The following is a 26,347-nucleotide window of genomic DNA, read 5'->3' as shown; positions in this document are numbered from 1 at the left end:
CCGCGGTCAAGGGCAAGCGCCTGCTTTCAGCACAGGATGAGCGGCTTGACCGCCTGGCCCGCCAGGATCAGCTCGAAGGCGCGAGGTGCCTCGGCCAGGGGAATTCGATGGCTGATGACGGGGTCCAGGTCTATCCGGTTTCCGTAGACGAGCGGCGCGGCGGCCTCCCACGTTTCCCACAGCCTGCGGCCGTGGATGTTGCGGATGGTGGGGCGACTCTTGCGCCATGCGCCGAAATCGAACTCCATCGACCTGCCAGGGGTCGCGCACCAGCGCACTTCGCCCAGCATGCCCACCATGGCGAAGCAATTGTGCACACCATCGGGGTGACCCGTGTACTCGATCACGACGTCCGCCCCTTCTCTCCGGGTCATGTCTCGTACGGCCGTGGCCGCGGACTCGGCGGCTGGATCGATGGCACGGTCCGCGCCCATGCGCAGCGCGGCCTCTCGCCGCTTTGGATTCGGATCGACCGCAATCACCGTGTGTGCGCCGAAGTAGCGTGCGACCGCGACGTTCATCAGGCCGATGGGGCCGCAGCCGTTTACCGCCACTGCGCGGCCAGAAACTCCGCCACCCTCCAGCGTGGCATGGACGGCGATGCCCAGAGGTTCCAACAGCGCGGCCTTTTCGCGGGATACGTCTGGCGGGTTGACCCATGCAATCGCGGCCGGCACCGTGACGTACTCGGCGAAGGTGCCATCGATGTCGATGCCGGGATAGCGCGTGTGGGGGCAGACATGGGCGCGGCCGGTGCGGCAGGCGCGGCAGGTCCAGCAGGGAATGTGGCTTTCCAGGCTGACCAGGTCACCCACCTTGACGTGGACGACACCGGCGCCGGTCTCGACCACCGTTCCGCACATCTCGTGGCCAAGGACGGTGGGAAATTTCAGCCGCTGGGCGAATGCGCCGGCGCCACCATAGAGCTGCATGTCCGTGCCGCAGACGCCCGCTGCGTGCACCTTGACCAGCATCTCGCCTGCATCCGGCGCGCGTACGTCCCGGTCCAGCACTGCCAGCCCGTTCAGGCCTGGCTGTATCTTATTCAAAGACAGCATTGCTCGCTCCTGCCGTTCATTCCGCCTGCAGGCCGGTGCGCCGGGCAGTCTCTATCCAGCGGGTCGATTCGAACTGGATCAGTTTGCCGAACTCGTCGGGGGTGGACGAGGTGGCGACGAGGCCGAGCGAGTACAGCTTCTTCCGGACGTTGTCCTTCTTCAGGATGTCCGCGGTGTCGGCGGCAATCTGCTTCCTGACGGCGTCGGGCGTGCCGTTGGGTACCATGAAACCGAACCAGAAGTCGACGTAGAAGCCTCGACCTCCGCTTTCGTCCGCCGAGGGCACGCCCGGGGCGATGGGCGAGCGCTCGCGTGCCAGGATGGCCAGCGGACGGACCCGGCCGGCCTCGATGAATGGGCGTGCGGCGCTCAGCGTCGCAAGCATGACCTGGACATCGCCTGCCATCAAGGCGTTGAGCGACATCGCCTCGCCGCGATAGTTGACGTTTTGCGCCTTGAAGTTCATGGACTCCGAGAACTGTTCGAAGGCCAGCATGGAGCCGCTGCCGAAGGCACCGTGGTTGACTTTGTCGGGGTGGGCCCGGGCATACTCGGCCAGTTCCTTCATGTTGTTCACCGGCAGCATCTTGTTGACCGCGAGTACGTAGTCTCCGCGGGCCACCAGCGTGACCGGCGTGAGGTCCTTCACGGGATCGAAGCCCGGGTTCTTGAGGAACAGGTTGATGGTGCCGACCGATACCGAGGCCAGCAGGATGGTATAGCCGTCGGCGGCTGCACGAGCCGCATGGCCGGCACCGATGCTGCCGTAGGCGCCCGGCTTGTTCTCGACCACCACGGGCTTTTTCCACTTCTGGCTCAGTTGTTCGGCCAGGGTGCGCGTGGCGCTGTCGGATGAACCTCCGGGTGCGAACGGCACCACGATGGTCACCGGTTTGTCGGGGTAGCCGGCGGCGTGAGCCGACAGTCCGGCCATGGGCAGCAGTGCAGCGGCCAGGTGGGGAACGAAGTTTTTCATGATGTCTCCTGATATGGGAGCCCGAGGGCACTCCGCGCGGCCAGGCCGCTAGATGATGAACGACAGGCCCACGATCGGCTGTCTGCGATGCAGCAGCACGATCTTCTTGTGCTGGATCTTCCAGCCGTCCGCGGTCCGGCTGCACGTCATCGTGCAATGGGCGGGAAAGAGCCGGGTTTCTCCGAGGCCGTTCTGGCGCCAGTCGCCAGAACGCACTTCAGTCAGCAGCAGGGCGAATGTCGCGGAGGCCAGGTCGCCGTTCTCGGCCACGTCCACGTTGGTGATCATGCGCAAGGTATTGGATGCCGGCGACTGCGCCACGCGGGATTGGCGCATGATCTGCTCGACGCGCATGGCCAGGCGCAGGCGGTCGTCGTAGATGACCGATGAATCCTTCAACGGGTCGGCGTGTTCGTCGATCGGCACCCAATAGGTGGCGTCGTCGGCGTACAGCGCGAGCCAGTCGTCGAGCCGGCCCTCGTCCAGCAGACGCGCTTCTTGATGTATGAGTCGATGGATGGGATGGGACATGGATGCTCCGGGCGGGATTGTTCAGCGGGCTGATGCCATCTTCGAGCGCCAGGCACGCCAGAACGCGCGCTGAGGCGTTTCGTCGCTATAGACGCCGACGTGCTCGCCGCACGGCAGGATCTCCTCCTTGTCCAGCCCGCGGCTGAGTGTGATCCAGTCGAAGCAGTTGGCCTTCAGCGCGTTCTGGTTACCCGCGAACACATCGATATCGTCGGCCGACAGGATGCCCGCCGTACCCACCCTGGTCTGGGCGTCCAGCATGCGATTGGCATTGAGCTGCTCATGCGCGTCCTCGATCATCACCGGATAGGAATAGACCTCGGTTCGATCGTGCGCGATGGGCTGGACCACGCGAATGTTGAAATCGAAGATCACCAGGTTGGGGAAGATCAGGAATTGACGGTTGGTCAGGATCTCGGCGGTCTCATCCTCGCCGTACAAGGTCTTCAACTGGTCGTTGTAGGCCTGCCGCACGCGCGGATCGATCCCGCCCGACTCCAGCGGTGCCCCCGCCTCCAGCGTGCCGTGCCCTTCGGGATAGCCTCGCGTGTGGCCTTGCTGGCGCACCGAAGCCTTGAGTTCCCGGTTCTCGAACGATCCGTCGAATTTGCGTACCGTATTGAACGCCGACTTGTGGACGAAGCCCGGATGGTAGCCGTCGTGGACGTTCTCGGCTTGGAATTTCCAGTTGCCGTTGAAGCCGTACTTGTGCGAAGTGGCCAGGCGGTAGCGGCTGCCTGCGGCGCGCTTGAGCCAGATGTCGATGTGCCGCCGGGCACCGCCCAGGAATGTCTCCAGGTCTTCCACGCCAGGATTGAAGGAGCCGAAGATCAGGCCTCCGTAGGATGCGATGCGGGGAACGGGCCTGAGGTTCTTGTCGGATTTGTCGAAGCCAGTCGGATAGCGCGCTTCGTCCGGAATACCGAGCAGTTCGCCCGACGGACGGAAAGACCAGCCGTGATACGGGCAGACGAAAGACCGGGTATTGCCCTTTTCCTCGCGGCACAGCGTGGCGCCGCGGTGCGCACAGGCATTCAGGAACGCGTGCACGCCACCTTCGCGGCCGCGCGCGACGACGACCGGCCGTGTACCGATCTGGGTCGACTTGAAATCGCCGGGCTCGGCGATTTCGCTTTCATGGCAAAGGTAGATCCAGGTCCGGTAGAAAATCTTCTCCATTTCTTGCTCGAAGATCTCCGGACCGCGGTACGCCGCGGTGGCGACGCGGAACTCGTTGGGCTGTTCGTCCACCATGCTGGCGAACGGACGGGATTCCAGCCGGACATTCATATTTCTACTCCTACTTCTGGACCGGCGCATCCTATGGGTGGCTGTTGCGGACATCAACGATCACGTGCACGAAGGTGCACAATGTGCACCCCTATGGGCGCTTCGAGTCCTTAAAGTCCAGGCTTTGCGGATAAAGCATGAGGTGATCGAGTGACTGCGACGCGAGCTTTCCTTGGGATGTCGCACACCCCGTTGTTCGGATTGAACCCGCTGGCCAGCGATGTCCAGAGGACGCTGGATGCGGCCATCGCCCAGGCCCGCGAACTGGTGCGCGCCTTCGATCCTCAGCTGGTGGTGCTGGCCGGGCCCGATCACTACAACGGCTTCTTCAATGAATTAATGCCGCCGTTCTGCCTGGGCAGCGCTGCGCGCTCGGTGGGCGACTATCTGACGCCGGCCGGCGCACTGAATGTCGACGAATCCACCGTGTTGGCACTGGCGGATCACTTGATGGATGCGGGTTTCGACATCGCGCTGTCTCGTCGCATGCAGGTTGACCACGGTTTCGTGCAGGCGTTGCAGTTCCTGTGGGGCGACCTGGATACACCGCCGGTCGTCCCCTTGTTCCTGAACGCTGTCGCCCAGCCGGGCATTCCACGTCTGCGCCGTTGCTTGCAGCTGGGCCAGGAGCTTGGCCGCTTCCTGGACGCGCTGCCGCGTCGAACCTTGCTGATCGGATCGGGCGGCCTTTCGCACGAGCCGCCGGTTCCGACCCTGGCGCATCCCGATCCCGCGGTGCGCGAACGCATCATCGTCCGGCAGGAGCCCACGTCCGCTGAGCGTGACGCCAAGACCGCGCGCGTGATGGCTGCTGGTATGGCCCTGGCAGGCGGCGCGCCGGACATGAAACCGCTCAACCCGGAGTGGGATGCTCGCTGGATGGACGCACTGGCCGGGGGAGACCTGCAAGCCCTGGCGGCCTGGAATGAAGATGCCATCGCCTGCGAGGCAGGCTTGTCCGCCCATGAATCCAAGACCTGGCTGGTCGCCCGCGCGGCCCTGCCATCCCGGCCGCTGCCCTGTGGGCTGAGGCACTACCAGGCCATCCCGGAACTCATCGCCGGCTACGGCATCCTGTTCATGCAGGACAAATGACCCATCGACCCGAGGAGATCGACATCATGTCCACGCCAACCCCCGTCTTCAGCGAGGCCTCCACCAGCAGGTTCGTCCGCATCGATACTGGCGACCAGAAGCTGCAACTGCACTACAACGACGTCGGCAGCGGCGGCGAGACCGTGGTCATGCTGCATGGGTCGGGGCCGGGCGCCAGCGGCTGGGCCAACTTCAACCGCAATATCGAGCCGCTGGTTGAGGCCGGCTACCGGGTCATCCTGCTGGACTTCCCCGGCTGGAGCAAGAGCGACCCCGTCGTCAGCACCGGCTCGCGCTCGGACCTCAATGCCCAGGCGCTCAAGGGCATGATGGACGCCATTGGCCTGGACAAGGCGCACATCATTGGCAACTCCATGGGAGCGCACAGCGCGGTAGCCTTCGCGTTGAGCAATCCCGCGCGCACCGGCAAGCTGGTACTGATGGGCGGTGGTACCGGCGGTCCCAGCCAATTCGTGCCCATGCCCACCGAGGGACTCAAGTTGATCGGCGCTCTGTATCGCGATCCGACCATCGAGAATCTCAAGCGCATGATGAACGTGTTCGTCTATGATCCCGGCAGCCTGACGGAAGAATTGTTCCAGGCGCGCCTGGACAACATGCTGGCCCGTCGCGAGCATTTGCGGAATTTCGTGAAGAGTTCGGAAGTGAATCCCAAGCAGTACCCGGACCTGGGCCATCGCCTGGGAGAGATCAAGGCCCGGACCCTGGTCATCTGGGGGCGCGATGATCGCTTCGTACCCATGGACGTCGGGCTGCGGCTGCTGTGGGGGCTGCCCGATGCCGAACTGCACGTGTTCAGCCGCTGCGGGCACTGGGCGCAGTGGGAGCACGCTGAAAAGTTCAATAGGATGGTGCGGGAGTTCCTGGACGACTGAGCAGGAAGGGGCGGCGCGGGGCCGCCTCTTTCGTCATTGCAAGCTGACGTTCGCCGATTGCACCGTCGCCTGCCACCGCCGCCCCTCGGTGTTCATGAAGGCCGCCATGTCCTCGGGCGTGTCGGGGCTGGGCGCCACGCCCAGTTCCTGCATGCGCCGCTTGGTGGCCGCTTCGCCCAGGACCGCGTTGATCTGCTCGTTCAAGGTGGCGATCAACCGCATCTGCGACCCCGACCAGCTGGCGAAAGAAGCCGGGACCCTGGCGCGCAGGATCGTGGACAACGCCCCGCTGTCGTCCTGCGGATGAACGCCACGGCCTCGAAAAGCCAGGGCCAGCCCCAGCGGGCGCTCCCGGCCCGGAGCCTCCGGTGGTAACCCGTAACATACGCGTTCCCCCGGTTTGTGCGAGCATGATGCCCGGAATACACATGGAGGCCCCGGGTGGATGCGCTGAGCCCTTCTCTCTGGATCGCCGTGGCGGCGATCATTCTTGCCGTTCCCGGACTCGGCATGGCCTTCGGGTCGCGCGGGCTGCGGCCATTGCGGCGCCTGCTTGGCCTGGCGCTGGTTGCCCTGAGCCTGGTCTCGGGGTTGCTGGCCTTCACGGTCCATCGCTACCTGCAATTGTTCGAAGACCGGCAGGTGGCCACCATCGAGCTCAAGCAGGAAGGCCCGCAGCGCTACCGCGTCACTGTCGCGCTGCCGCCCGGGCCGGCCGGCGCGCCCCAGGGCGAGCGGCAGTTCGTGCTGTCGGGCGACGCGTGGCAGATCGATGCGCGCGTGCTGCGCTGGCGGCTGCCGGCGGCGCTGGCCGGGGTGCCTTCGCTGTACCGCCTGGACCGCATCGGCGGGCGCTATGACGACATCGAGCGCGAACGCAGCGTCCTGCGCACCATGTACGCGTTGGACGACGACCGGCGCCTGCCAGACCTGTGGGTGCTGAAACGCGAATTCTCGCGCTGGCTGCCCTACGTCGATGCCGAGTACGGCAGCGCCACCTTCATGCCCATGTTCGACGGCGCGCGCTACGAAGTGTTGTTCAACGACCGCGGCGGCCTGCTGGCCAAGCCGGCGGACGAGGCCACGGCGGCACGACTGCGCGGAGGCTGAAGTTTCACGCAGGCAGCGGCAGCTTGCTCGAGAACTTCACTTCCCTTAGCGACAGGCTGGTGCGCACCGTGGCCACGTTGGGCAGCGTGCGCAGCACCTTGTCGATGAAGTCGCGCACCGAGTCCAGGTCCTCGGCCACCACCATCATCACGAAGTCGGCCTCGCCGGTGACGCGGTGGCAGGTCAGCACCTGGTCGTTCGCCGCCACCAGTTGCTCCAGCGCCTCGAAGGCTTGCGCCGTGTGCGGCGAAAAATTCAGGCTGATGAAGGCCAGTTCGCCCAGCCCCAGCTTGCGCCGGTCCAGCATGGCCTGGTAGCCCTGGATATAGCCTTCGGATTCCAGCTTGCGCAGCCGGTGCCAGCAGGGGGTCTCGCTCAGCGCCACGCGCTGGGCCAGCTTGGCGTTGGACAGGCGGCCGTCTTCCTGCAGGTGGCGCATCAGCTGCAGGTCGGTCTGGTCCAGGGATTCGGTTGGAGCATTCTTTTTCATTGATTCATCGTAGAAAAAGAATCTTCTCCTGTAAAGGCAGCCAACGGGGGCATTGCCTGCGTGACGACCGCCTCGGCGGGTTGGGTGGCGTCCTTGCCGATGCGGTTGCGGCCCTGCCGCTTGGCCAGCGCCAGCAGCCGGTCGACGTGGGCGTAGGATGCTTCGAAAGGCACGTCCCCCTCGAAGCTGCCTATGCCGAAGCTGGCCGTGCAGCGCAGCCCGGGCACGATGGAAGAGAAATCGTGCTGTGCCAGGGCCGCCTGCAACCGCACCGCGGCCTGCTCGGTTTCCTCCAGCGTCGCCCCCGGCAGGACCAGCATGAACTCCTCGCCGCCTATGCGGCCCAGGGCGTCCATTTTGCGCACGTGCTGCGCCAGGACGCCCGCCATGGCCTGCAGCACCGCGTCGCCCACGGGGTGGCCGTAGTGGTCGTTGATCTGCTTGAAGTGATCCGCGTCCAGGATGACGAGGCCGTAGCGCTCCGCCGTGCCGCGGCTCCTGGCCAGGAAATCGAGCAGGCTGTTCCGGTTGCGCAGGCCGGTCAGCGCATCGCGTTCGGACACCAGGCTGAAATGGGCGATGGTGCGGAATGCCGTCAACAGCACCAGCAGCACCGCCGCGCCGACGCTGAAAAGATAGAAGCTGAGCTGGGTCAGCACCCAGTACATGCCGCCGTCGTAGCCATAGTCCAGGGTCTTGGCGTTCATGGTCAGCAGGACGCGGGGCAGCAGGCTCAGGGTGCCCAGCAGCAGGAAGCCGAACAGCAGCCGCTCCAGCGCCGTCCCCCGCGCAAGATGCCGGATTCGCCACAGCGCGAGCAGGAACAGCAGGGTCACCGCCGTGTACAGCGCGCCGATGCGCAGGCCGGACCAGGCCGGATCGCGGATGCTCCACAGGCGCACGGCCAGCATGGCCGCCAGGATCAGCGCCGACGGCCAGGATGGCAGGCGCTGGCGTTCCAGTTGCGCGATGCCGCCGGCGAACAGGAAGGCCCCGGCGCCGTACAGCACGCCCGTCGCGGCGATGTTGACGGTCAGGTTGGCGGGCCAGAGCGTGATCTGCAGGATCAGCGCCGTCGCATAGCTGGCGAAGGCGCCGATGAAATACAGCAGGTGCGCGGGACGCCCCATGAATCGCCACGCGCCGCCCAGCAGCGCGGCGATCAGCAGCGCCACGAGAGGGTGGGAAAGCGCGAGGAGCGTATCGGTATGGGACATGGGAGGGTCTGTCCCCGCCAGTGTAGCCCTGATGGGGTTTCCGGGGCCTTTTCGGGTGCCCGTGCGCCCGTCTAGGGATTTCTTCCTTGAAAGGACTTCTGGAAGGAAGAATCTTCTTTCAAGAGCGGTGGAATGCCCAAAAAAAGCAAGGCTATTTCCGCCCGGCTGGAAGATACTATCGGTCGAATCCGTATCAGCATCACCACACTCAGGAGCGGCTCATGGGGCGGCAAGACGACAACAAATCCAAAGTGGCGATCATCGGCTCGGGCAACATCGGCACCGACCTGATGATCAAGATCATGCGCTATGGCAAGCACCTGCAAATGGGCGCCATGGTCGGCATCGACCCGAAATCCGACGGCCTGGCGCGCGCCGAGCGCCTGGGCGTGCCCACCACGGCGGGCGGCATCGACGGCCTCCTGTCCATGCCCAATTTCAACGAGATCCGCATTGCCTTCGACGCGACCTCGGCCGGCGCCCACAAGCGCCACAATGAACTGCTGCAGGCCAAGGGCGTGCAGGTCATCGACCTGACGCCCGCCGCCATCGGTCCCTACGTGATCCCCGCGATCAACATCGACGAGCACCTCGACTCGCCCAACATCAACATGGTCACCTGCGGCGGCCAGGCCACCATTCCGATGGTCAAGGCCGTCTCGCGCGTGGCCAAGGTGCACTACGGCGAGATCATCGCGTCCATCGCCAGCAAGTCGGCGGGCCCCGGCACGCGCGCCAACATCGACGAGTTCACCGAGACCACCTCCAAGGCCATCGAAGTGATCGGCGGCGCCGCCCGCGGCAAGGCCATCATCATCCTGAACCCGGCCGAGCCGCCGCTCATCATGCGCGACACCGTGTTCACGCTGTCGGAAATGGCCGACACCAAGGCCATCGAGGAAAGCATCGCCGAGATGGTCGCCAAGGTGCAGAGCTACGTGCCCGGCTACCGCCTGAAGCAGCGCGTGCAGTTCGACGAGATCCCCGCCAGCGCGCCGCTGAACGTTCCCGGCCTGGGCAAGCTGTCCGGCCTGAAGACCTCGGTGTTCCTGGAAGTCGAAGGCGCCGCGCATTACCTGCCCGCCTACGCCGGCAACCTGGACATCATGACTTCGGCCGCCCTGGCGTGCGCCGAGCGCTTCGCGCAGACCCACCTGGTCGAAGCCGCCTGAGGACATCACCATGAGCAACAAGAAACTCTACATCTCCGACGTCACGCTGCGCGACGGCAGCCACGCCATCCGCCACCAGTACAGCATCAAGAACGTCCGCGACATCGCCAAGGCGCTGGACGAAGCCAAGGTCGACAGCCTGGAAGTCGCTCACGGCGACGGCCTGTCGGGCTCCAGCTTCAACTACGGCTTCGGCGCGCATACCGACCTCGAATGGATCGAGGCCGTGGCCGACACCCTGAAGCACGCCAAGGTCGCCACCCTGCTGATCCCCGGCGTGGGCACCGTGCACGACCTGCGCAACGCCTATGACGCCGGCGCCCGCGTGGTGCGCGTGGCCACCCACTGCACCGAGGCCGACGTCTCCAAGCAGCACATCGAATACGCCCGCAACCTGGGCATGGACGCCGTCGGCTTCCTGATGATGAGTCACATGAACACGCCCCAGAAGCTGGCCGAGCAGGCCAAGCTGATGGAAAGCTACGGCGCCTCGTGCGTCTACGTCGTCGACTCGGGCGGCGCCCTGAACATGAACGACGTGCGCGACCGCTTCCGCGCGTTCAAGGACGTGCTCAAGCCCGAAACGCAAACCGGCATCCATGCCCACCACAACCTGAGCCTGGGCGTGGCCAACTCCATCGTCGCCGTGGAAGAAGGCTGCGACCGCATCGACGCCAGCCTGGCCGGCATGGGCGCGGGCGCCGGCAACGCGCCGCTGGAAGTGTTCATCGCCGCCGCCGAGCGCATGGGCTGGAACCACGGCTGCGACCTGTACAAGCTCATGGACGCCGCCGACGACATCGTCCGTCCGCTGCAGGACCGCCCCGTCCGCGTCGACCGCGAGACCCTGGCCCTGGGCTACGCCGGCGTGTACTCCAGCTTCCTGCGCCACGCCGAAGCCGCCGCCGCCAAGTACGACCTGAAGACCGTGGACATCCTGGTCGAGCTGGGCCGCCGGAAAATGGTGGGCGGCCAGGAAGACATGATCGTCGACGTGGCGCTGGACCTGAAGAAGTAATCGGCAGGCCGTTGCGACGGCCGCCGCGGTGTTTGAGTAGTAGTTAGCACGTGGCGCCGAAGGGCGCTTTGGTAGCCCGGGATGGTTTTCCATTCCGGGCTTTTTTACGTAGTATCGGCACTATCGATATTTCAGGATTATCGGTGTTGTCGATTTTTTGGCCTGGCCAACTCCGACCGCCGCGACACGGACTTGCGCACACTGTTGCAGGCCCAATTGCTGTTCTGGCTGCTGGCGGCCACGGACGGGCATGCCAAGAATTTCTCCATTCATCTGTTGCCTCAGGCGCATTACCAACTGACGCCGCTCTACGATGTGCTATCGGCATGGCCAGTGATCGGCAAGGGTGCCAATCGGCTCGATTACAAGTTAGCTGCCAGCAAACCGGGTGCGAGAACCCTACTGCCGCGCGATCGCCGCGGCGGCATCGGCCTTCATCTTGTCCAGCGCCGAACTGGAAAGATACCGGCCCTTCAGCACCACGGCGCGGATCCTGTCCAGGTTCGCCACATCCGCTAACGGATTGGCGTCCAGCACCACCAGGTCGGCGTCCTTGCCTTCCTCCACCGAGCCCAGGCTGGACTGGCGCCCCAGGAACTCCGCCGGATCCCGCGTCGCCATCTGCAGGACTTCCAGCGGCGAGAAACCCGCCGCCGCCAGCTCGCGGAACTCCTGGTGCAGGCTGATGCCCGGCACCAGCCAGATGCTCATGTTGCCGCTGAAGTCCGAACCCGCCATGATCTTGACGCCGTTCTGCTTCATGAGCTTGGAAACCCGCTTCTGCAATTCGTAGAACTGCCGCAGCGTGGTGACCGCGCTAGCGGGCAGCTTGTCGAACTGATCGCCCACCTGCTGCCAGATCGCCCGCGTGGATTTGTCGACATAGACCAGGTTGGGGTCATCGCGATACTGCGGATCGTTGCCGTAGACCTGCGTGCGCAGCCGGATCAGCGTCAGCGTCTGCCAGGTGCCGTTCTTCGCGAATACCTTGCTCAGCTCGACGCACCTGGCTTCATCGTAGGTGTCCAGGATGCGCTGGTAATACGGTGCGTTCTGGGCGCCGTCGTAGGCGCGTGGATTGGTGACGAAGGTAGGCGGGAAGGGCGGCTTCAGCGACCCGGCCAGGGCCGCCGCGCGCAGCGTCTGTTCCTCGCTCGAGCAATCCATCAACAGGCCCCAGCCCGCGCCCAGGTGATCGAAGGACGGCGCGCCCGCGTTGCTCGCGTCACGCGCGCTGATGGCGGGATTCAGGTGCGCCTCGCCGCCGTGGAAAATGACCTCCGGCGCCAGCACCCGCCCCGCGGCGCTGTCCTGGTTCAGGACCTTGCCGCGCTCCACATTGGCCGGCGAATCCGACTCCTCGCGGAACCCCGTGATGCCGCTGGCAATCATCAACGGCCAATAGGGCGGATCGCGGTCGGCGCTTTCCACGGCATGCGCGTGCATGTCCAGGTAGCCGGGCACGACGTACTTGCCCGAGACGTCGATGGCCTGCGCCCCGCCCGTGGCGCGCAGCGGCTGCGAGGTGATGCGCCGGATCTTCCCGCCCTCCACGTGGACGTTCATGCCGGCTGCCAGCGCGCCGTCGCGCGTGTTCACCACGGTCGCGTTCTGCAGGACCGTTCCGCCGGCCACATCGATGCCGCCGTCACCGCCGCCGCCACAGGCGGCAAGGATGGGCAGCAAGGCCGAAAGGGCGCCAAGAATGGCATGCTTGCGTCGTGTCATTGCCTGTCTCCGTTTGATGTCGTTATCCGCGTCGGATCTTAGGAGGCCCTGGCACGGCCGAGGAGATGGCGGCTTTGCCGCGACGATACCCGCGAGGTATCGGTGGCGGGCGCACCGCCTGTTGCACCCCGTTGCGGCTTGTTCCAGGATAGTTGGGAATACTGGAGGCGAACCCATCCAACCAACGACAGGAGCACGACATGGCCTCGGATCGCAACGTGGAAAAAGCCAAGGATGTCCTGGAAGACGGCGCCGAAGCCGTCGACAAGGCCGCGCACGCCACCGCCGACACGGTGACCCGCGCCGCCCACCGCGCCAAGGACGCCGCCTCGGACGCCCTGGAGCAGGGCAGCGACGCGCTGGAGGAAGCGCTGCTGTGCGCCAAGGACGTCATCCGCCAGCACCCCATCACGTCGGTGGCGGTGGTGGCGGCGGTGGCGTATCTGTGGGGGCGGATCCGGGGATGACATAGATCAAGGGGCTTTGCGGTCAACCCTCGTATCCTGCTCGTGAATGCCGGATGCGCGCCCCCGCGCGGGGTGCGAGAATACGGCATAACACCACGGCATAGCCCGGCAGGAGACGATTTTGCAGAGCCCCCTGTCCTCCCTCAAATTCAACACCGCGTCCGGCCATATCTGGCTGGACGAAGAGCGCATGCTGCTCTTGCACGCCCGCGCCCTGGGCGCCCTGCGCAAGGAACTGTTCGACTCCCTGGGCGTGGAGCGCACCCGGGGCCTCCTGGTCCGCATGGGCTACGCCTCCGGTATGCGCGACGGCGCCTACGCCGTCAAGCGCCGCCGCGCCGGCATGCAGACCAACGAAGCCTTCCTGCTTGGCCCCAAGCTGCACGCCGTCGAAGGCGTCGTCCAGGTCGAACCCATAGAACTCAGCATCGACCTCGCCAGGAACCACTTCTACGGCGAATTCCTGTGGCGCAACTCCTGGGAATGCGAAGCCGACGTCCAGGAATACGGCCACGGCGAAGACCCGGCGTGCTGGACCCAGATCGGCTATGCGTCCGGCTACTCTAGCGCCTTCATGGGCTCGCCCATCGTCTACAAGGAAATCGAGTGCCGCGCCCAGGGAGATACCCACTGCCGCATCGTCGGCCAGCCCGCCGATGCGTGGCAGGACGAAGCCTACCTCAACTACTTCGCGCCCCATCCCTTCGCCGGCCAGTTGATCGAATACTCCATCGGCCTCGAACACCTGCGTTCCTCGTCTACCCGCAAGCCGGCCAACCAACCCCTGGCCGGTGCGTCCGCCGCCTTCCAGGCGGCATTCGAACTGCTGCGCAGCGCGGCCGGCAGCCCCATCACCGTCCTGCTGCAAGGCGAGACCGGCGTCGGCAAGGAAGTCTTCGCCCGCTGGCTGCATGACAACGGCGAACGGGCCAAGGGGCCCTTCATCGCCGTCAACTGCGGCGCGATTCCCGCCGACCTGATCGAGGCCGAACTGTTCGGCGTGGAAAAGGGCGCCTACACCGGCGCGCATCTGGCCCGGTCCGGCCGCTTCGAGCGCGCGAATGGCGGCACCCTGTTCCTGGACGAAATCGGCGACCTGCCCCTGGCTATCCAGGTCAAGCTGCTGCGCGCGCTGCAAAGCGGCGAGATCGAGCGCCTGGGCAGCGAGAAAACGCAGCGCGTCGACGTCCGCATCGTCGCGGCCACGAACGTGGATTTGCAGAAAGCCATGCAGGAGGGGCGCTTCCGGCCGGATTTGTACTACCGGCTGAATACCTTTCCCATCACTATTCCGCCACTGCGTGAGCGGCGGGCGGATATTCCGGTGCTGGCCAGCCGGTTTCTGCAGAAATACGGCGCGCTATATGGCAAGAAGCCGGGCGGGCTGACGGATCGGGCGATGCAGGAGCTGCTGAATCACCATTGGCCGGGGAACGTGCGCGAGCTGGAGAACGTGATCGAGCGGGCGGTGTTGCTGAGCCCGGATGGGGAGCCGATCGAGGCGACACATTTGTTCGGGCAGAGGTTGCCGGGTGGGGATTGCGCGGGGCGCGTGGCGGATGGTGGGGAGGTGGTGGAAGGGGAAGGTGGGGAGATCGATCTGGTTTGTGGGGATTTGATCGAAAGGAATGTGCCGCTGGGGACGTTGGAGCAGGGGATGATGCGGGTGGCGATGCAGCGGGCGGGGGGGAATTTGAGTAAGGCGGCTCGATTGTTGGGGATTACTAGGGCGCAGTTGGCTTATCGGTTGAGGAGGGAGGGGATTTTGGTTTAGGGGAGCCAGCCAAGCCCCCCTGATATATAGGATAGAAGTTAAATGCAATCACTGCGCGGTGAGCTAGAAGAGCCGGACTAAGGACCACTTTCGGCCAGAAGCAGACATTCGCAGACGCCCGAAATCAGGCTGCGCTATCCACCTGATTCAACCTCTTAAGCACAGTCGGGGTCGCTGCGCACCCCCGTTGCATCCCCCGGCCCGTGGTGCGGATCGGGCATTGAGCCCTCCCGCGCCATCCGACCGTATCGCCGGTCGATCACTCGCGGGCGTCTGGCCGCTGCACCGCCAGTCAATGAGTGTTCCTGCTCCCCGACACCCCCATGACCAACGCTGCACGGTTTGGATGAGCGCCATCTTCTCGAAGATGGATCACGACCAGGGGCGTCCGCCGCCCCATGGACCCGCGCCATGCTCCCGCGCATGGAGGCGGCCGGAGGAGATGTCGGTTCTCGCCCGAACCCCATCGAGCAAAGGGCGATTCCTGCTCTCCCTCTGAACACCCATCGGCCACCTCTGGCTGTCCTTAAGCTCCCTTGAGATAAGCGTCCAGCGCCTGGAAGACTCCCGCCGCTTTCCATAGCGAGCGATTGCCGATGACGTAGAGGGCTTCCTTCGCGCGGGTTGTTGCTACGTTCAGAAGATTGGGCCGACCGCCAGCCCAGCCGCGCGCACCCCTTTGCTGTGCATCGGGCGCGCCAAGAATGAAGAATACGGCTTCGGCTTCCCGGCCCTGCACGGTATGCACCGTTCCCACGCGATCCCGCATCCACTGATACGGGTTTTCAACCCAGCCCTCGAGTACGCCGCTCGATCGCAGACGTTCGCGGGTACGGTCCTGCACGACAACGAACGGCGTCACGATATAAAAGTCCGGCGTGCATCCTCGTTCTCGGAGCTGCTGCACGAGCCCGAGTAGCGCGTCACCTTCTTGCGGGCACCACTTTTCCTGCCCACGCCCTTCGATATCGATCCACCGTGAAGGGCCAAGAACATCACGTATCGCCGAATTCCTGGAGACTTTTGCCTGCACCATGAGGTTTTCATAGGCGATCGAATTGGAAATGCTGAACATCGGCTCCGCGCAGCGTCGATGCACGAGCAAGGGCACCCCGACCTCCCGCGTCCCGAACGTTGTTTCGAAAGTGCCGTAATATTCTGTCGCGCTGTCAGAAAGCGTCTGGACAGACGCGCCCGGCGCATTGAACGTCAAGGGATCGACGCTGAATTGGTTGCACATGGCTTCCGTGAGTTTGTCGGGAAGAACCACTACCGGCTCAATCTGAATGGGATCGCCGACAACAACCGCCCTGCGCGTCCGCATCAGGGCGCCGACCGCCGCTTGCGGCAAGGCCTGCCCGGCTTCATCTACGAGAAGCCAGCCGAACGCGTCGAGCGGAATCCTGCCGAACATGCGCGAGACGGAGGCGAATGTCGTCGAGACGACCGGCACCAGCAAGAACAGCGTGGACCAAAGGTCCGGTATCAAGGCATCCTTTTCAGGGCTGCCGAGAGAGCGGGTGCCGAAACTGTCGAGCAGTACATTGAGATTGTGCCGGATTGGTTTGGCCGCTGCGTCGATGAACGCCTTGTGCAGTGCCATCGCCGCTTCAAATACATCGTTACGTAGCCGCGCCGTTTGCTCGTCAAGCCATGGCGCGCTGATCTGCTTTTCGCGGTGGCGCTGCGCAAAAAACTCATCGGAAAGGAATGCACCCGGATACTGACGGGCAATTGCATCGTATTGTGTCCGATCACGATTCAGCGCTTCCATCCCGGCAGCGAGTGAAGCCCGTAGGTGTTGCAAATTGCTTCTTTCCGAAGCAAGGCCCGACAGTGTCTCCTGCGCCCGCGCCGCAAGCTGCCGAAGTGAGCCTTGCTCGAGACCCAAACGCGACGAAATCTGCTTGTGGGAGGATTGCCACGAACGATATGCCGTCGTGCCGAGTAGCCTGCTAAAGAAGCCGGGGCGAAGACGTATCAATGCGTCCCGCTCGCCCAGCAAGGCATCGACGGTCTTCTGCTGCCGATCCCGCAGGCCAACCGCGTTGTCCGCTGCGGTTTCGAGTTCGGCCAAGATACGTGCTCGCGATGCGATTTCGGCCTCAAGACCGGAAACCGAAGCCTCTTTGGCCCTTATCGCGCGGAGAAGGTCGTGGGCTTTTTGCAAATCCGCCAGCGCCGCCTTCGCGGACCTCACCGCTTTCTGAAGATTCTGCCGTGACCTCTTCCAGCGCCGTAGAGCCTCATCTTGATCCTCCGGCGCATCTTCCTTCACGACGATCTGCGGCGGCCTTTGGCGGGTGCCCTCGCTTGTCTCTTCGACCAAAAGCTGCGGCTGGCCGGCCGCCTGCATCAGGTATCGACGAAAGCCGGCATCATCGTCCCACCAGAACGTCTGCCGGAAATCGCTTCTGTTTTTGCTGTTGCCGAGGACGGCCGCAACCGTGCCCCATGTGTCCCGCTGCAACAGCGCATCGGATACGGTTTTGAAGTAGCGCAAACCCGGAGCATCGGACGCGATAGCCTCGATGCCGGGCAGTTCCGCACTGACGTTCTCGACTGCCTTGTTGTTGGAGGAGGCTACGATCATCTCGTAGCCTTTGACCCGCTTGTCCAGACTATAAAGATGAACGAACGCATTACCCATTCGCATCTTCTCGCCGGAATGGATGAATGCATCTTCGGGGTCGTCAAAACCGCTCAAGACCTGGGCTCGCTCGGTCACCAGAGCTGCGATGACATCGCGCAGCAGCGTCGTCTTGCCCGTACCTGGCGGTCCGTTGACCGCCAGAATGCCGTCATCCTTCAGATCGTGAATGGCGAGGTTGACGGCGCATTGCTGAAGAAGCGCCAGCGGATGTCTGCCGTTCGCAGGCCACGAGCCGGCCGGGAATTTTCGCGGTTCCAGCGCATCCGCGAGAGCGGCGTTGTCCTTCATCAGGTTGCGGCGTTGGCGCGGCTTGAGAACCTGTAGATAGCGCTTCAGATTGGCAGTTGCGCTGCCTGCCGCCACGTGCCCTCGTGCGGTAGCCAGATCATCCAGGAAGAATGAATTGAGCAGGATCGCCTCAGGCGGGTCTTGCAGCTTGAAGTATTGATACGATCGAACGGCAAAGGCCGGCGGCTTTGCGAATTCGGCTGGGATATCCAGTTTTTGAAGCAGCCATTCGTAGGCAAGCTGGATGCGGCGCTGATCGAGCGGCAGCGGATTACCGTCCTTGTCCTCGGCCGTGATCTGTTTGGTAAGTTCTTCGATCAGTGCCTTTTCGACCTGAGACCACTGCCCAAGGTCACGCAATCGGCCCGACAGGGCAACAGGCACGCCCCAGCCGAAGCTTGAGATGGAAACGGCTTCGTTCTCGACCGGCAGGCCGTTTTTATCGAGCATGATCGTAGCGAGAACGGCCTCGCCACGGGCTTGGGGACGCTCATCTCGCGTGTCGGTATAGACCTTCAGCAGCGCGTTGACGGCAGCCTCCATATCGATGCTGCCGAGAATAAGCTGATAATAGAGCCGCTGGTTGGGGCGGCTTCGCTCGCCACCGTTTTCCCAAGGCAGCGCACCACGGTTGAATTGCGCGATACGATACTTGTCTCCACCTGCCAAATCTTCCGGCCGTCGGTAAGAAGGGGGGGAAAGCACTTCCATGGCCGTCCAGGCCGTCAGAATGTCGTCCGGCCAATTGGTGGATGGGCCGCTTGGGCGATCCACGCGTTCGAAAGGGCGGGAGCTTACAGGCGCGGCACTTGTCGATGCTGCCGGTTTGGGATCGCTGACCGGTGGCGACGTTGTTGGTGTATCTCTTTGCTGTAGATTTTTGACTGCCTCGGCCGCTCGCCGCTTTAGGTCGCGCGCACGCGGAACGCTTCTCTGGGAAAGCTCGGCGATCAAAGTATTGAGGAACTCGGTGTCGCCCTTTTGTTTGTCAAACATCTGTTCGAGTTCGGCAATCCCTTTTTGTATGAGCGGTCTTCTGGCCATATCCTAAATCGTGCAATTTTGTATTGGTTCGCAATCTGCCATCAAAAGATGCATATATTCAATGAAATAGCAGTACGTCCGATAGCAGGGGGATTACCCTACCTTATGAGCATCGTCGGCCTCGATGCTGAGATAGCGGAGTTCTTTCCAGATTCGTATGCCCGAGCAACAGCTGACCGCCCCGAAGACTCTTCGTCCGGCGGTAGATCAGCGAGATTTTTGTACGGCGCATAGTGTGGCTGCCATATGAGGTACCGTCGGGGCCAATCGATGCGGACCAGCGATACACAATCCGGGCGTACTGCCGCTTCGACAGCAGGAGTGTTAGCTACTTAGTCTTTGTGCTTTCACGCTGTCGGTACGTCTCTGAGACGAAGTCAATGAAGGCGACTGCGGATGCAACCGCAAGCCGTGCGTGTCGCGGCTGAAGGCCACGATGATTTCCATCCCGACCATGGCCAGTTCCATACAGCCCGCGCAGTTGTGCTAGGTTGTTTGTTAGCTGGGTCAGGTTACGGAGTATCAGCTTAATGTTCTCCGCGCCTTTTGCCTCATCGGAGATGCCCTCGGGCACTAACTGCAGTTCCTTGGTCAGCTTCTTGGTCAGTTCTCCAAGATCTTCGGACTTTGTGAAAGCAACGCCACGCTTGGTGAGAATTGTCTTGCAGCAGGTTTCGATCAACTCCTTGGCCGAACGAGGAAGAGCTCGATCTGGTCATGCGGGGTATCTACGACGGGGTGAAGGCGGGCGACAACGAGCTGGGGCGGGCCTGCTTCGCCAGCGCGTTGCTGCGGATGCGCAGGCGCACCGGTGTGACGGGCTTCTTAATGGCGTGCACGGAGATCCCGCTTGCATTGCGCACGGCGGATGTGCCGGCGGAATGCCGGTTATATGACCCGGGGCGGTTGTCCGCCCGCGAGTTGGCCTGGCGGGCATTGGCATGATGGCTACCGGTCCGGTCCTGTAGTTGAGGCACAATTCCGGCTGGGATTCGTACGATTCAGCCGAGACGTGAACTTTCCAGCCCGCCCTTCGTCACTGCGCCTGAGCGCGCTCGACGCTCATCTGCTGCTCGGCCACGACCGGCCCGGCCTGTCGGGCATTTCCCGTTTCCTGCTGGAATTCCTGTACTTCGGCCTGAAGGAAGCCCGCGCCTGTCTGTTCGTCGGACTTTTCTTCGGCGCGGTGTTCCTGGTGCCGCGTTCCGGCCTGTGGGGCATTCCCCGCTACGACGCCCTGCTGGCCATCGCGCTGGCGATCCAGGCCTGGATGGTCTGGGCCAAGCTCGAAACCTTGGACGAACTTAAGGCGATCACCGTTTTTCACCTGGTGGGCTTTGCGCTGGAGGCGTTCAAGACGTCCAGCGGAATCCAGTCCTGGTCCTATCCGGATTTCGCCTATACCAAGGTCCTGGGCGTACCGCTCTTTGCCGGGTTCATGTATGCCGCGGTGGGAAGCTACGTCATCCAGGCCTGGCGGTTGTTCGAATTGCGCGTGGTGCATCACCCTCCGTACTGGATGGCCTGGCTCGTTGCATTGCTGATCTACGCCAACTTCTTCACGCATCATTTCATCGGCGACTACCGCTGGTACATCGCGGCATGCGCGCTGGGCCTTTATGCCCGGACGACCGTGATCTTCCGTCCGCTGGACCGGGACCGACGGATGCCGCTGCTGCTGGCTTTCGTACTAATCGGCTTCTTCATCTGGCTGGCTGAGAACATCAGCACGTTCTTCGGCGTCTGGGCCTATCCCAACCAGCTTGGCGCGTGGTCCACGGTGCACCTGGGTAAATGGAGTTCCTGGTCGCTGCTGGTCATCATGACCTTCACGATCGTGGCGAATCTGAAGCACATCAAGGCGCGTGTCCACGTGCCCGATTGAGCCGCACAAGCGCCTGATATGGCAGACTCGCCGTCCCAGCCGCAATGTCGAGGATCCAGTGGAAATTCGCAGGTTCAATTCCGGTGATGAAGCCGCGTTGTTCCGCGTATTCTTCACCTCCATCCACGAGGTCGCCTCCAAGGATTACTCGTCCGAGCAAATCGAGGCATGGGCGCCTTCGGACTTCGACATGGCTGCCTGGGCAGATCGGGTGCGGAAAAACCAGCCCTTTATTGCCGAGATCGATGGCGAAGTCGTGGGCTATGCGGACGTTCGATCAGACGGCCACATCGACCAATTCTATGTGTCCGGCTTGCACCCGCGTCAAGGAATAGGGACGCGGCTGATGGCCCGCATTCATGACGAGGCAAAATCCCTGGGCCTGGTGGCGTTGACATCCAATGTGAGCAAGACCGCCGAGCCCTTTTTCGCTCTGCACGGTTTTCACGTCGTCGAACGACGTTTTCCGGTCCGCCGAGGGGTGATGCTAGAGAACGCGCTGATGCGCAAAGCGCTGCCTGTTGCAGGCTGAGCCCCTAGAAGGTTCGCTATTGTCGGGCGGAAACGCCGCGATCGAAGCCAGTGCAGTCATCCATGGAGCCGATCCATGAAACGACTTGCCATCCTGTTGCTCCTGTTTCGCAGGGCTGCGTTGGCTGCGCGGCAACGGTCGATGCGGTGAATAACTTCCACCCACTGCCTGCAGAGACGCGCGGAGGTATTAAAGGAGATCGAGCACGTTAGGCGGCATGGCAACGAGCTTGGCAGGCAATACGCCGGATCAGTGAGCCCTTCTTGCCAGCACCTGATCGCGCGGGCCGGCATCGACCACCTTGCCGGCCTCCATCACCACGATGGTGTCGAACCGTTCGAGCAGGCTGGGCCGGTGTACCGAGGCCACGATGCAGGCCGATGGGAACGCTGCGACCATGCGGTCGAACACCCGGCCTTCGGCCTGCGGGTCGAGTGCGCTGGTTGGCTCATCGAGCAACAGCAACGAACTCCCCTGTGCCGCCAGTGCACCACGGGACAGGGCCAGCCGCTGCCGCTGACCACCGGAGAGATTGCCGCCCCGCTCGTTCAGCGGACTGGCCAAGCCCTCGGGCAGGCGTTGCAGTACCTCGTCGAACACCCCTGCATGCACGGCGGACTCCAGCGCCTCCGAGTCGGCAGGTTCGCCGAAGGTCAGGTTCTCTTCCACAGTGGCTTCGAACACCTCGGCCTCTTGCGGGATCAGCGTGGCCAGCGTGCGTAGTTCGGACCAGTCCACCGCCACGCCATCACGCAGCAATTCGCCCTGCTGTGGTGGATAGAGGCCCGCTAGCATGCGCAGCAGCGTACTCTTGCCACCCCCGCTTGGGCCGATCAGCGCCACCCGCGCTCCGCGCTTCAGTTCCAGATCGATCCCATGCAATCCGCCGCGTGCGTCGTCGGCATATCGCCACGTGGCATTGCGCAGTTCCAGCGTCCGCCACGGCGCATCGGGCACCACGGCCGGAACAGCGGAGTCGGGATCGCTGGGCGCTTCCCAGATCGGCTCGGCGCTGCCGTAGTCCGTATGCATGCGCGCGAAACTCTGAAAGTTTGAAGCCATCGCGCCCACCACCGTCGCGGCCTGCTGGGCGTACTGGTAGATCATGAAGACCGTGCCCAGCATCACCGCCTGCCCGGGCTGCCGCGATTGCAGCACGTAGACCACCACCAGTATCCACGTGAGCCCCATGCCGAGGATGTCCACGGTGAACCACTTGCCTTCCGTGACCATGACCGCGCGGCGCAGCGGCGCCATCACCGCTTCCATGCGGCGGCCGAGCACCTTGCGCGAGGCCGATTGCAGCCGCAGGCCGATCACCGTGCCGGCGTTGCCGACGAAGTCCAGCAGCGCGGCGGCATAGCGCCGCTCCGCGTCGTTCTCGGCGCGGGCAAGCTGCATTAGCGCGCGGTCGAAGCGCATGATGATCAGCGCGATGATGACGTAGCCGGTGATGGCGATGGTGCCGCTGGTGCGCGAGAGCAAGGCCAGGGCGACAAGCGGGCCGACGAAGTTGAAGGCGCTTTGCAGGTAGCCGAATTGGTTTTGCGCGAAGTCGGACAGGGCGCGGCTGGATTGGACGATGCGGTGCTGGAGTTCGCCGGAGTGCCGGCCGTCGCGCCAGGCGAGCGGGGCGGCGGCGATGCGGGCGTAGAGTTGATCGGCCAGGCGTTCGCGGACTCGGACACCGACGTTGCGTTCCAGGATGCGGCCGGGGCCGTGGAGGAGCCAGGACAGGAGATAGACGCCGACGAGATAGGCGATCCAGCGGCCTGCCGTTGCCATGTCGCCTTGCTGCAGGGCGTTGATGGCTTGGGCGGCCAGCCAGGGCATGGTCAGGCGGAGTAGCTGGGCTGCTGAGAGCAGGCCGGCGGCGCCGAGCAGGTGGGGGCGGACGCCGGCTGCGTGGCGCCAGAGGGCGCGGTAGAGGTCCCGGGCGGCTGTGCCTAGGCCGATGGCGGGTGGGTAGCGTGAAGAGTCGGATGTAGTCACGTTGGGGCGGGCATACTCAAGTTATTAGCAACGCAACGGCGTTCTCCAGTACCGTGGCTCTCTTGGTCCGGCGCTGAAGAATCTAGTTAGCACCATGAGTCTACCGTGGGCTAAAAAGTAGCGGTCGCGAAGAGTCTCTTTTCGGTCAGGAACGGGCAATGACAGCTTTTTCTGGAGCGGCCAGTTCAGGCTGGGATAAGTCGCTGACTGCCGATGCCCTGGTGGCTTTCTGGCTGAGAACCGCCGCCTCAAGGTCGCCTCCACTTACCTAGTGTCATTCAAAGTCAGGGACATAGGGTTTGCGGCGCCGCAGACAGTAGAATGCTGCGATACAAAGCGACGCGGTAGACAGCCCCGGGCAATAGGAGAAGGCATGGCGGCAGAACAGTATCCAGTTGAGGTGCAATCTGACTTTCTCGAGAAGATCACGCGTGCTCGCCCCATTCCGGCGCTGGCTGAACTGATATGGAATTCGTTTGACGCCGACGCGACAATTGTGGACGTCTCGTTCGAGTACAACGACCTAGGGGCGCTGGATGCCGTCGTCGTCAAGGACAATGGAGCAGGCATCGCCCGTGCAGATGCGCCCGGCTTTTTCCGCTTCCTCGGCGGCTCATGGAAAAAGTCCAAATCACAAACCGTGTCCGGCCGGTTCCTTCATGGGCAGGAAGGTCGTGGGCGTTTCAAGGCATTCGCTCTTGGCAACGTCGCCGAATGGGCGGTGGTCTACCGTCGGGGAGGCAAGTTCTGGTCCTACACTATCCGCATGACTGCGTTCGACATCCGTCATGTCAACGTGAGCGATGAGGTGCAGGTTAATGGTGATGTGCAATCGGGGGTGACGCTTACCATCCGTGAACCCACCAAGGAGTTCCGAACGTTTACGTCGGACGAAGGTCGCCAGGAGTTGACCGAGATCTTCGCGCTATATCTGGCAGACTATGAGGAGAACACAGAGATCTTACTGGACGGTCGATCCATCAACCCCGCATCGGCCATTGCTGGTCGCAAGAACTTCAACCTGGACGATATTGAAATCGGCGGTAAGGAGCACTGGGTGCGTTTGCACGTTGTCGAGTGGAAAGCCGCAGGCAACCGCACGCTGTACCTTTGCAACCAGCAACGTTTCCCGCTCTTGCAGGTAGACCGTCGTTTCCACATTGGTAATTTCACTTTTTCTGGCTACCTATACTCGCCGTATTTCGACCTCGCACAGAAGGAGGGGACGGTCGATCTCGCGGAAATGCAGACCGCAATCGTTGACGCCATTAATCAGGCGCAACAAACGATCAAGGATCACTTCCGCACCCGAGCGGCGGAGCAGGCCAGAACGGTGGTGGAGGAGTGGAAGAGCGAAGAGGTCTACCCGTTCGCGGGCGACCCGGTGACAGCAGTCGAAAAGGTCGAACGTCAGGTGTTTGATATCGTGGCTGTTAACGTGGCGCGGCACCTGCCAGATTTCAGTACGACGCAAAGCAAGAATAAGGCATTTCAACTTCGAATGCTGCGTCAGGCGATCGAACGTAGCCCGGAGGACTTGCAGGTCATCCTGGACGAGGTGCTTCGACTGCCGAAACGGCAACAGCAAGAACTGGCGCAACTTCTGCGCGACACGACGCTCTCTTCGATCATCGGAGCTGCGAAGGTGGTCTCGGACCGCCTGAAGTTCCTCAACGGTTTGGAGGCCGTGCTCTTCGACCCGGAGCCCAAGAAGCGCCTGAAAGAACGATCGCAGCTACATCGCATCATCGCTCAGAACTGCTGGCTCTTTGGAGAAGAGTTCGGCTTGTCGGTGGATGACCAGTCGCTGACACAGGTTCTGATTGAGCACAAGAAGATGCTGGATCCGAAGATCATGATCGATGAGCCAGTGAAGCACATTTCACAGACGCGGGGCATCGTGGATCTTATGCTTTCGAGGGCGACGAAGCAGCACCGGGCGAACCGCTTGTCGCACCTAGTCGTCGAGCTGAAAGCGCCGAAGGTGCCCATCGGTTCGGACGAGGTGACGCAGATTCAGGGTTACGCGTTTTCCGTGATGGAGGACCCGCGTTTCTCCAAAGTCGGGGTGACGTGGGCATTTTGGGTGATCAGCGACGAGCTAAAACCCTATACTGAGCATTTGGTGAAGGACGAAACCGGTCTGATTCTGGAAAAACCAAACGTCAGCATCTATGCAAAGACTTGGGCACAGGTGCTCGACGAAAACCGTGCGCGGTTGAAGTTCTTTCAGGACCATCTAGACGTTCAAGTCGATCGTGACGCGTCGCTCAAATACTTGCAGCAACGTTACGCAGCCTACCTCGAAGGGGTGTTCGAGATTGAAGATTCGGACGCGGAACCGGAGGTGGACGCAGCGCCGGAAGCCGATGCAGCATCGGCCTGAGCCCAAGCCACCTTGTGTTCAGCGCTACGGCGCTCGGACAGCGTGTCAATCATCGGTTGAAACTCTCGCGGTCGCTCAATGTAGGTGCGGGCGCAACAGCGGAGAGCCGGCAATGCGCCGCAAAGCAGGTTTTGGTTGTCGAGACTCAAGCGACAGCAATGGGCCGAAAGCTGACGGTGGACAAGCAATACTTGCTGGACACGATCATTTAAGGCCTTGTGTGGAGTGTGAGTCACGATTGCTAGGAACAAGAAAATGCATGAGCTATCCCTATCGCAGCCAATTTGACAGGTTTCTAGGCAGGTGAATCAGATCAGTCTTATCGCTTTCACCATTTCATAAAGCTGCACCGCACCATTTCCCCTTTTCCGCATCCAGGAAACCCCGCACCCCTGGCCTCGCGTAAAAAAATCCCCCTACCAAATCAAACACTTATCCCCGCTGGCACGCCCGTTGCACTTCTCATGACACCACCGCAGCCCCCGCTGCGCCAGATCATGAAATCAACGAGGGCATCACGCCCCATGGAGACACGCCCATGGATGCAACCGCCGCCGGCACGCCACCGCATCCCTCCCGCTATGTCCGCGTCCTGGGTCTGCTGGAAAGCCGCTACGTCGTAAGCGCCCGGTGATCCCGTCTTGAGCCACGGCGTTGTCCTCGATTAGTGTCCACCATTTTTTGGTGGACACCATGGCAAAGACAGAATTAGTGCCGTTGCGTAAGCGCCGGTCTTATCCGAAGA

General features: G+C 62.9%; 21 protein-coding genes and 2 pseudogenes. 11 read left to right on the top strand and 12 right to left on the bottom strand.

Annotation, left to right across the window (positions count from 1 at the left end):
- Positions 1-26: 26 nt before the first annotated feature.
- Genes CDO46_RS01245 through CDO46_RS01230 form a run of 4 tightly spaced genes read right to left on the bottom strand, consistent with a single transcriptional unit; the run spans position 27 to position 3,855 of the window.
- On the bottom strand, positions 27-1,058 hold the full coding sequence (locus CDO46_RS01245; protein WP_087836757.1) for an alcohol dehydrogenase catalytic domain-containing protein: 1,032 nt from the start codon (positions 1,056-1,058) through the stop codon (positions 27-29).
- 16 nt (positions 1,059-1,074) lie between these two features.
- Complete coding sequence (locus CDO46_RS01240; protein ID WP_087836756.1) at positions 1,075-2,034, bottom strand: tripartite tricarboxylate transporter substrate binding protein; 960 nt, start codon at positions 2,032-2,034, stop codon at positions 1,075-1,077.
- A gap of 48 nt (positions 2,035-2,082) precedes the next feature.
- On the bottom strand, positions 2,083-2,565 hold the full coding sequence (locus CDO46_RS01235) for an aromatic-ring-hydroxylating dioxygenase subunit beta (RefSeq protein ID WP_087836755.1): 483 nt from the start codon (positions 2,563-2,565) through the stop codon (positions 2,083-2,085).
- A 21-nt stretch (positions 2,566-2,586) separates the two neighbouring features.
- Positions 2,587-3,855 carry an aromatic ring-hydroxylating dioxygenase subunit alpha gene (locus CDO46_RS01230; RefSeq protein ID WP_165963108.1) on the bottom strand — a complete coding sequence of 423 codons (1,269 nt, stop codon included), beginning with the start codon at positions 3,853-3,855 and terminating at the stop codon, positions 2,587-2,589.
- A gap of 150 nt (positions 3,856-4,005) precedes the next feature.
- Here CDO46_RS01230 and CDO46_RS01225 point away from each other — a divergent pair, with 150 nt between their 5' ends.
- Together CDO46_RS01225 and CDO46_RS01220 are read left to right on the top strand one after the other, a co-directional pair.
- Entirely contained in the window at positions 4,006-4,950 is a 945-nt protein-coding gene (locus CDO46_RS01225) for a 3-carboxyethylcatechol 2,3-dioxygenase (RefSeq protein WP_254914536.1), read from the top strand.
- 26 nt (positions 4,951-4,976) lie between these two features.
- Positions 4,977-5,846 carry an alpha/beta fold hydrolase gene (locus CDO46_RS01220; RefSeq protein ID WP_087836768.1) on the top strand — a complete coding sequence of 290 codons (870 nt, stop codon included), beginning with the start codon at positions 4,977-4,979 and terminating at the stop codon, positions 5,844-5,846.
- Between the two features lie 33 nt (positions 5,847-5,879).
- Here CDO46_RS01220 and CDO46_RS01215 read toward each other — a convergent pair whose 3' ends face one another.
- Complete coding sequence (locus tag CDO46_RS01215; RefSeq protein WP_087836752.1) at positions 5,880-6,128, bottom strand: hypothetical protein; 249 nt, start codon at positions 6,126-6,128, stop codon at positions 5,880-5,882.
- Positions 6,129-6,287: 159 nt separating this feature from the next.
- On the opposite strand from CDO46_RS01215, the gene CDO46_RS01210 reads away from it, so the two are divergent.
- Positions 6,288-6,956 carry a hypothetical protein gene (locus tag CDO46_RS01210; RefSeq protein WP_176400630.1) on the top strand — a complete coding sequence of 223 codons (669 nt, stop codon included), beginning with the start codon at positions 6,288-6,290 and terminating at the stop codon, positions 6,954-6,956.
- A 4-nt stretch (positions 6,957-6,960) separates the two neighbouring features.
- Here the strand turns inward: CDO46_RS01210 and CDO46_RS01205 are convergent, their stop codons facing one another.
- Both CDO46_RS01205 and CDO46_RS01200 read right to left on the bottom strand, forming a co-directional pair.
- Positions 6,961-7,446, bottom strand: coding sequence for an Lrp/AsnC family transcriptional regulator (locus CDO46_RS01205; RefSeq protein ID WP_087836751.1), 486 nt, complete (start codon positions 7,444-7,446; stop codon positions 6,961-6,963).
- Positions 7,443-8,663 (bottom strand): diguanylate cyclase, encoded by a 1,221-nt coding sequence (locus CDO46_RS01200; RefSeq protein ID WP_087836750.1) that lies wholly within the window; start codon positions 8,661-8,663, stop codon positions 7,443-7,445. The genes CDO46_RS01205 and CDO46_RS01200 overlap by 4 nt, the downstream gene beginning before the upstream one ends.
- A 221-nt stretch (positions 8,664-8,884) precedes the next feature.
- Here CDO46_RS01200 and CDO46_RS01195 point away from each other — a divergent pair, with 221 nt between their 5' ends.
- From CDO46_RS01195 to CDO46_RS28545, 3 genes and pseudogenes are all read left to right on the top strand, one after another.
- Positions 8,885-9,835, top strand: coding sequence for an acetaldehyde dehydrogenase (acetylating) (locus CDO46_RS01195; RefSeq protein ID WP_087836749.1), 951 nt, complete (start codon positions 8,885-8,887; stop codon positions 9,833-9,835).
- Between the two features lie 10 nt (positions 9,836-9,845).
- Positions 9,846-10,853, top strand: coding sequence for a 4-hydroxy-2-oxovalerate aldolase (gene dmpG / locus CDO46_RS01190; protein WP_087836748.1), 1,008 nt, complete (start codon positions 9,846-9,848; stop codon positions 10,851-10,853).
- A 183-nt stretch (positions 10,854-11,036) separates the two neighbouring features.
- Positions 11,037-11,213, top strand: a pseudogene (locus CDO46_RS28545) (HipA domain-containing protein); the annotation flags it as partial.
- Between the two features lie 39 nt (positions 11,214-11,252).
- Here CDO46_RS28545 and CDO46_RS01180 read toward each other — a convergent pair.
- The gene (locus CDO46_RS01180; protein ID WP_132979455.1) at positions 11,253-12,581 is read right to left on the bottom strand and encodes an amidohydrolase family protein; all 1,329 of its coding nucleotides are present in this window, start codon (positions 12,579-12,581) and stop codon (positions 11,253-11,255) included.
- Between the two features lie 200 nt (positions 12,582-12,781).
- On the opposite strand from CDO46_RS01180, the gene CDO46_RS01175 reads away from it, so the two are divergent.
- Together CDO46_RS01175 and CDO46_RS01170 are read left to right on the top strand one after the other, a co-directional pair.
- Complete coding sequence (locus tag CDO46_RS01175) at positions 12,782-13,048, top strand: hypothetical protein (RefSeq protein ID WP_087836745.1); 267 nt, start codon at positions 12,782-12,784, stop codon at positions 13,046-13,048.
- 121 nt (positions 13,049-13,169) lie between these two features.
- Entirely contained in the window at positions 13,170-14,822 is a 1,653-nt protein-coding gene (locus CDO46_RS01170; protein WP_087836744.1) for a sigma-54-dependent Fis family transcriptional regulator, read from the top strand.
- A gap of 526 nt (positions 14,823-15,348) precedes the next feature.
- On the opposite strand, the gene CDO46_RS01165 is transcribed toward CDO46_RS01170, so the two are convergent.
- The 3 genes and pseudogenes from CDO46_RS01165 to CDO46_RS01155 form a co-directional block, all read right to left on the bottom strand.
- Positions 15,349-18,807, bottom strand: a complete 3,459-nt coding sequence (locus tag CDO46_RS01165) for a DEAD/DEAH box helicase (protein ID WP_087836743.1) — start codon at positions 18,805-18,807, stop codon at positions 15,349-15,351.
- Between the two features lie 93 nt (positions 18,808-18,900).
- Positions 18,901-19,123 (bottom strand): annotated as a pseudogene (locus CDO46_RS28540) (integrase); the annotation flags it as partial.
- Positions 19,124-19,135: 12 nt separating this feature from the next.
- Positions 19,136-19,489 (bottom strand): abortive infection family protein, encoded by a 354-nt coding sequence (locus tag CDO46_RS01155; RefSeq protein WP_217896285.1) that lies wholly within the window; start codon positions 19,487-19,489, stop codon positions 19,136-19,138.
- 357 nt (positions 19,490-19,846) lie between these two features.
- On the opposite strand from CDO46_RS01155, the gene CDO46_RS01145 reads away from it, so the two are divergent.
- Together CDO46_RS01145 and CDO46_RS01140 are read left to right on the top strand one after the other, a co-directional pair.
- Positions 19,847-20,692, top strand: coding sequence for a DUF817 domain-containing protein (locus CDO46_RS01145; protein ID WP_254914537.1), 846 nt, complete (start codon positions 19,847-19,849; stop codon positions 20,690-20,692).
- A gap of 58 nt (positions 20,693-20,750) precedes the next feature.
- Positions 20,751-21,224: a GNAT family N-acetyltransferase gene (locus tag CDO46_RS01140; protein ID WP_087836740.1), complete on the top strand. Its 474-nt coding sequence runs from the start codon at positions 20,751-20,753 to the stop codon at positions 21,222-21,224.
- 249 nt (positions 21,225-21,473) lie between these two features.
- On the opposite strand, the gene CDO46_RS01135 is transcribed toward CDO46_RS01140, so the two are convergent.
- The gene (locus tag CDO46_RS01135; RefSeq protein WP_217896284.1) at positions 21,474-23,216 is read right to left on the bottom strand and encodes an ABC transporter ATP-binding protein; all 1,743 of its coding nucleotides are present in this window, start codon (positions 23,214-23,216) and stop codon (positions 21,474-21,476) included.
- A 373-nt stretch (positions 23,217-23,589) separates the two neighbouring features.
- On the opposite strand from CDO46_RS01135, the gene CDO46_RS01130 reads away from it, so the two are divergent.
- A complete protein-coding gene (locus tag CDO46_RS01130; protein ID WP_087836739.1) occupies positions 23,590-25,602 on the top strand; it encodes an ATP-binding protein in 2,013 nt (670 codons plus the stop codon).
- Positions 25,603-26,347: the final 745 nt, after the last annotated feature.

This window comes from Pigmentiphaga sp. NML030171 (genome assembly GCF_002188635.1).
Lineage (GTDB): Bacteria > Pseudomonadota > Gammaproteobacteria > Burkholderiales > Burkholderiaceae_B > Pigmentiphaga > Pigmentiphaga daeguensis.
The sequence above is the reverse complement of the archived record's forward strand: the minus strand, read 5'-3'. Positions and strand labels throughout refer to the sequence as shown.

Coding starts and splice junctions, on each gene's coding strand:
- CDO46_RS01245 (WP_087836757.1), bottom strand. CDS start 1,058: ATGCTGTCTTTGAATAAGATACAGCCAGGCCTGAACGGGCTGGCAGTG.
- CDO46_RS01240 (WP_087836756.1), bottom strand. CDS start 2,034: ATGAAAAACTTCGTTCCCCACCTGGCCGCTGCACTGCTGCCCATGGCC.
- CDO46_RS01235 (WP_087836755.1), bottom strand. CDS start 2,565: ATGTCCCATCCCATCCATCGACTCATACATCAAGAAGCGCGTCTGCTG.
- CDO46_RS01230 (WP_165963108.1), bottom strand. CDS start 3,855: ATGAATGTCCGGCTGGAATCCCGTCCGTTCGCCAGCATGGTGGACGAA.
- CDO46_RS01220 (WP_087836768.1), top strand. CDS start 4,977: ATGTCCACGCCAACCCCCGTCTTCAGCGAGGCCTCCACCAGCAGGTTC.
- CDO46_RS01205 (WP_087836751.1), bottom strand. CDS start 7,446: ATGAAAAAGAATGCTCCAACCGAATCCCTGGACCAGACCGACCTGCAG.
- CDO46_RS01200 (WP_087836750.1), bottom strand. CDS start 8,663: ATGTCCCATACCGATACGCTCCTCGCGCTTTCCCACCCTCTCGTGGCG.
- CDO46_RS01195 (WP_087836749.1), top strand. CDS start 8,885: ATGGGGCGGCAAGACGACAACAAATCCAAAGTGGCGATCATCGGCTCG.
- dmpG (WP_087836748.1), top strand. CDS start 9,846: ATGAGCAACAAGAAACTCTACATCTCCGACGTCACGCTGCGCGACGGC.
- CDO46_RS01180 (WP_132979455.1), bottom strand. CDS start 12,581: ATGACACGACGCAAGCATGCCATTCTTGGCGCCCTTTCGGCCTTGCTG.
- CDO46_RS01175 (WP_087836745.1), top strand. CDS start 12,782: ATGGCCTCGGATCGCAACGTGGAAAAAGCCAAGGATGTCCTGGAAGAC.
- CDO46_RS01165 (WP_087836743.1), bottom strand. CDS start 18,807: ATGGCCAGAAGACCGCTCATACAAAAAGGGATTGCCGAACTCGAACAG.
- CDO46_RS01130 (WP_087836739.1), top strand. CDS start 23,590: ATGGCGGCAGAACAGTATCCAGTTGAGGTGCAATCTGACTTTCTCGAG.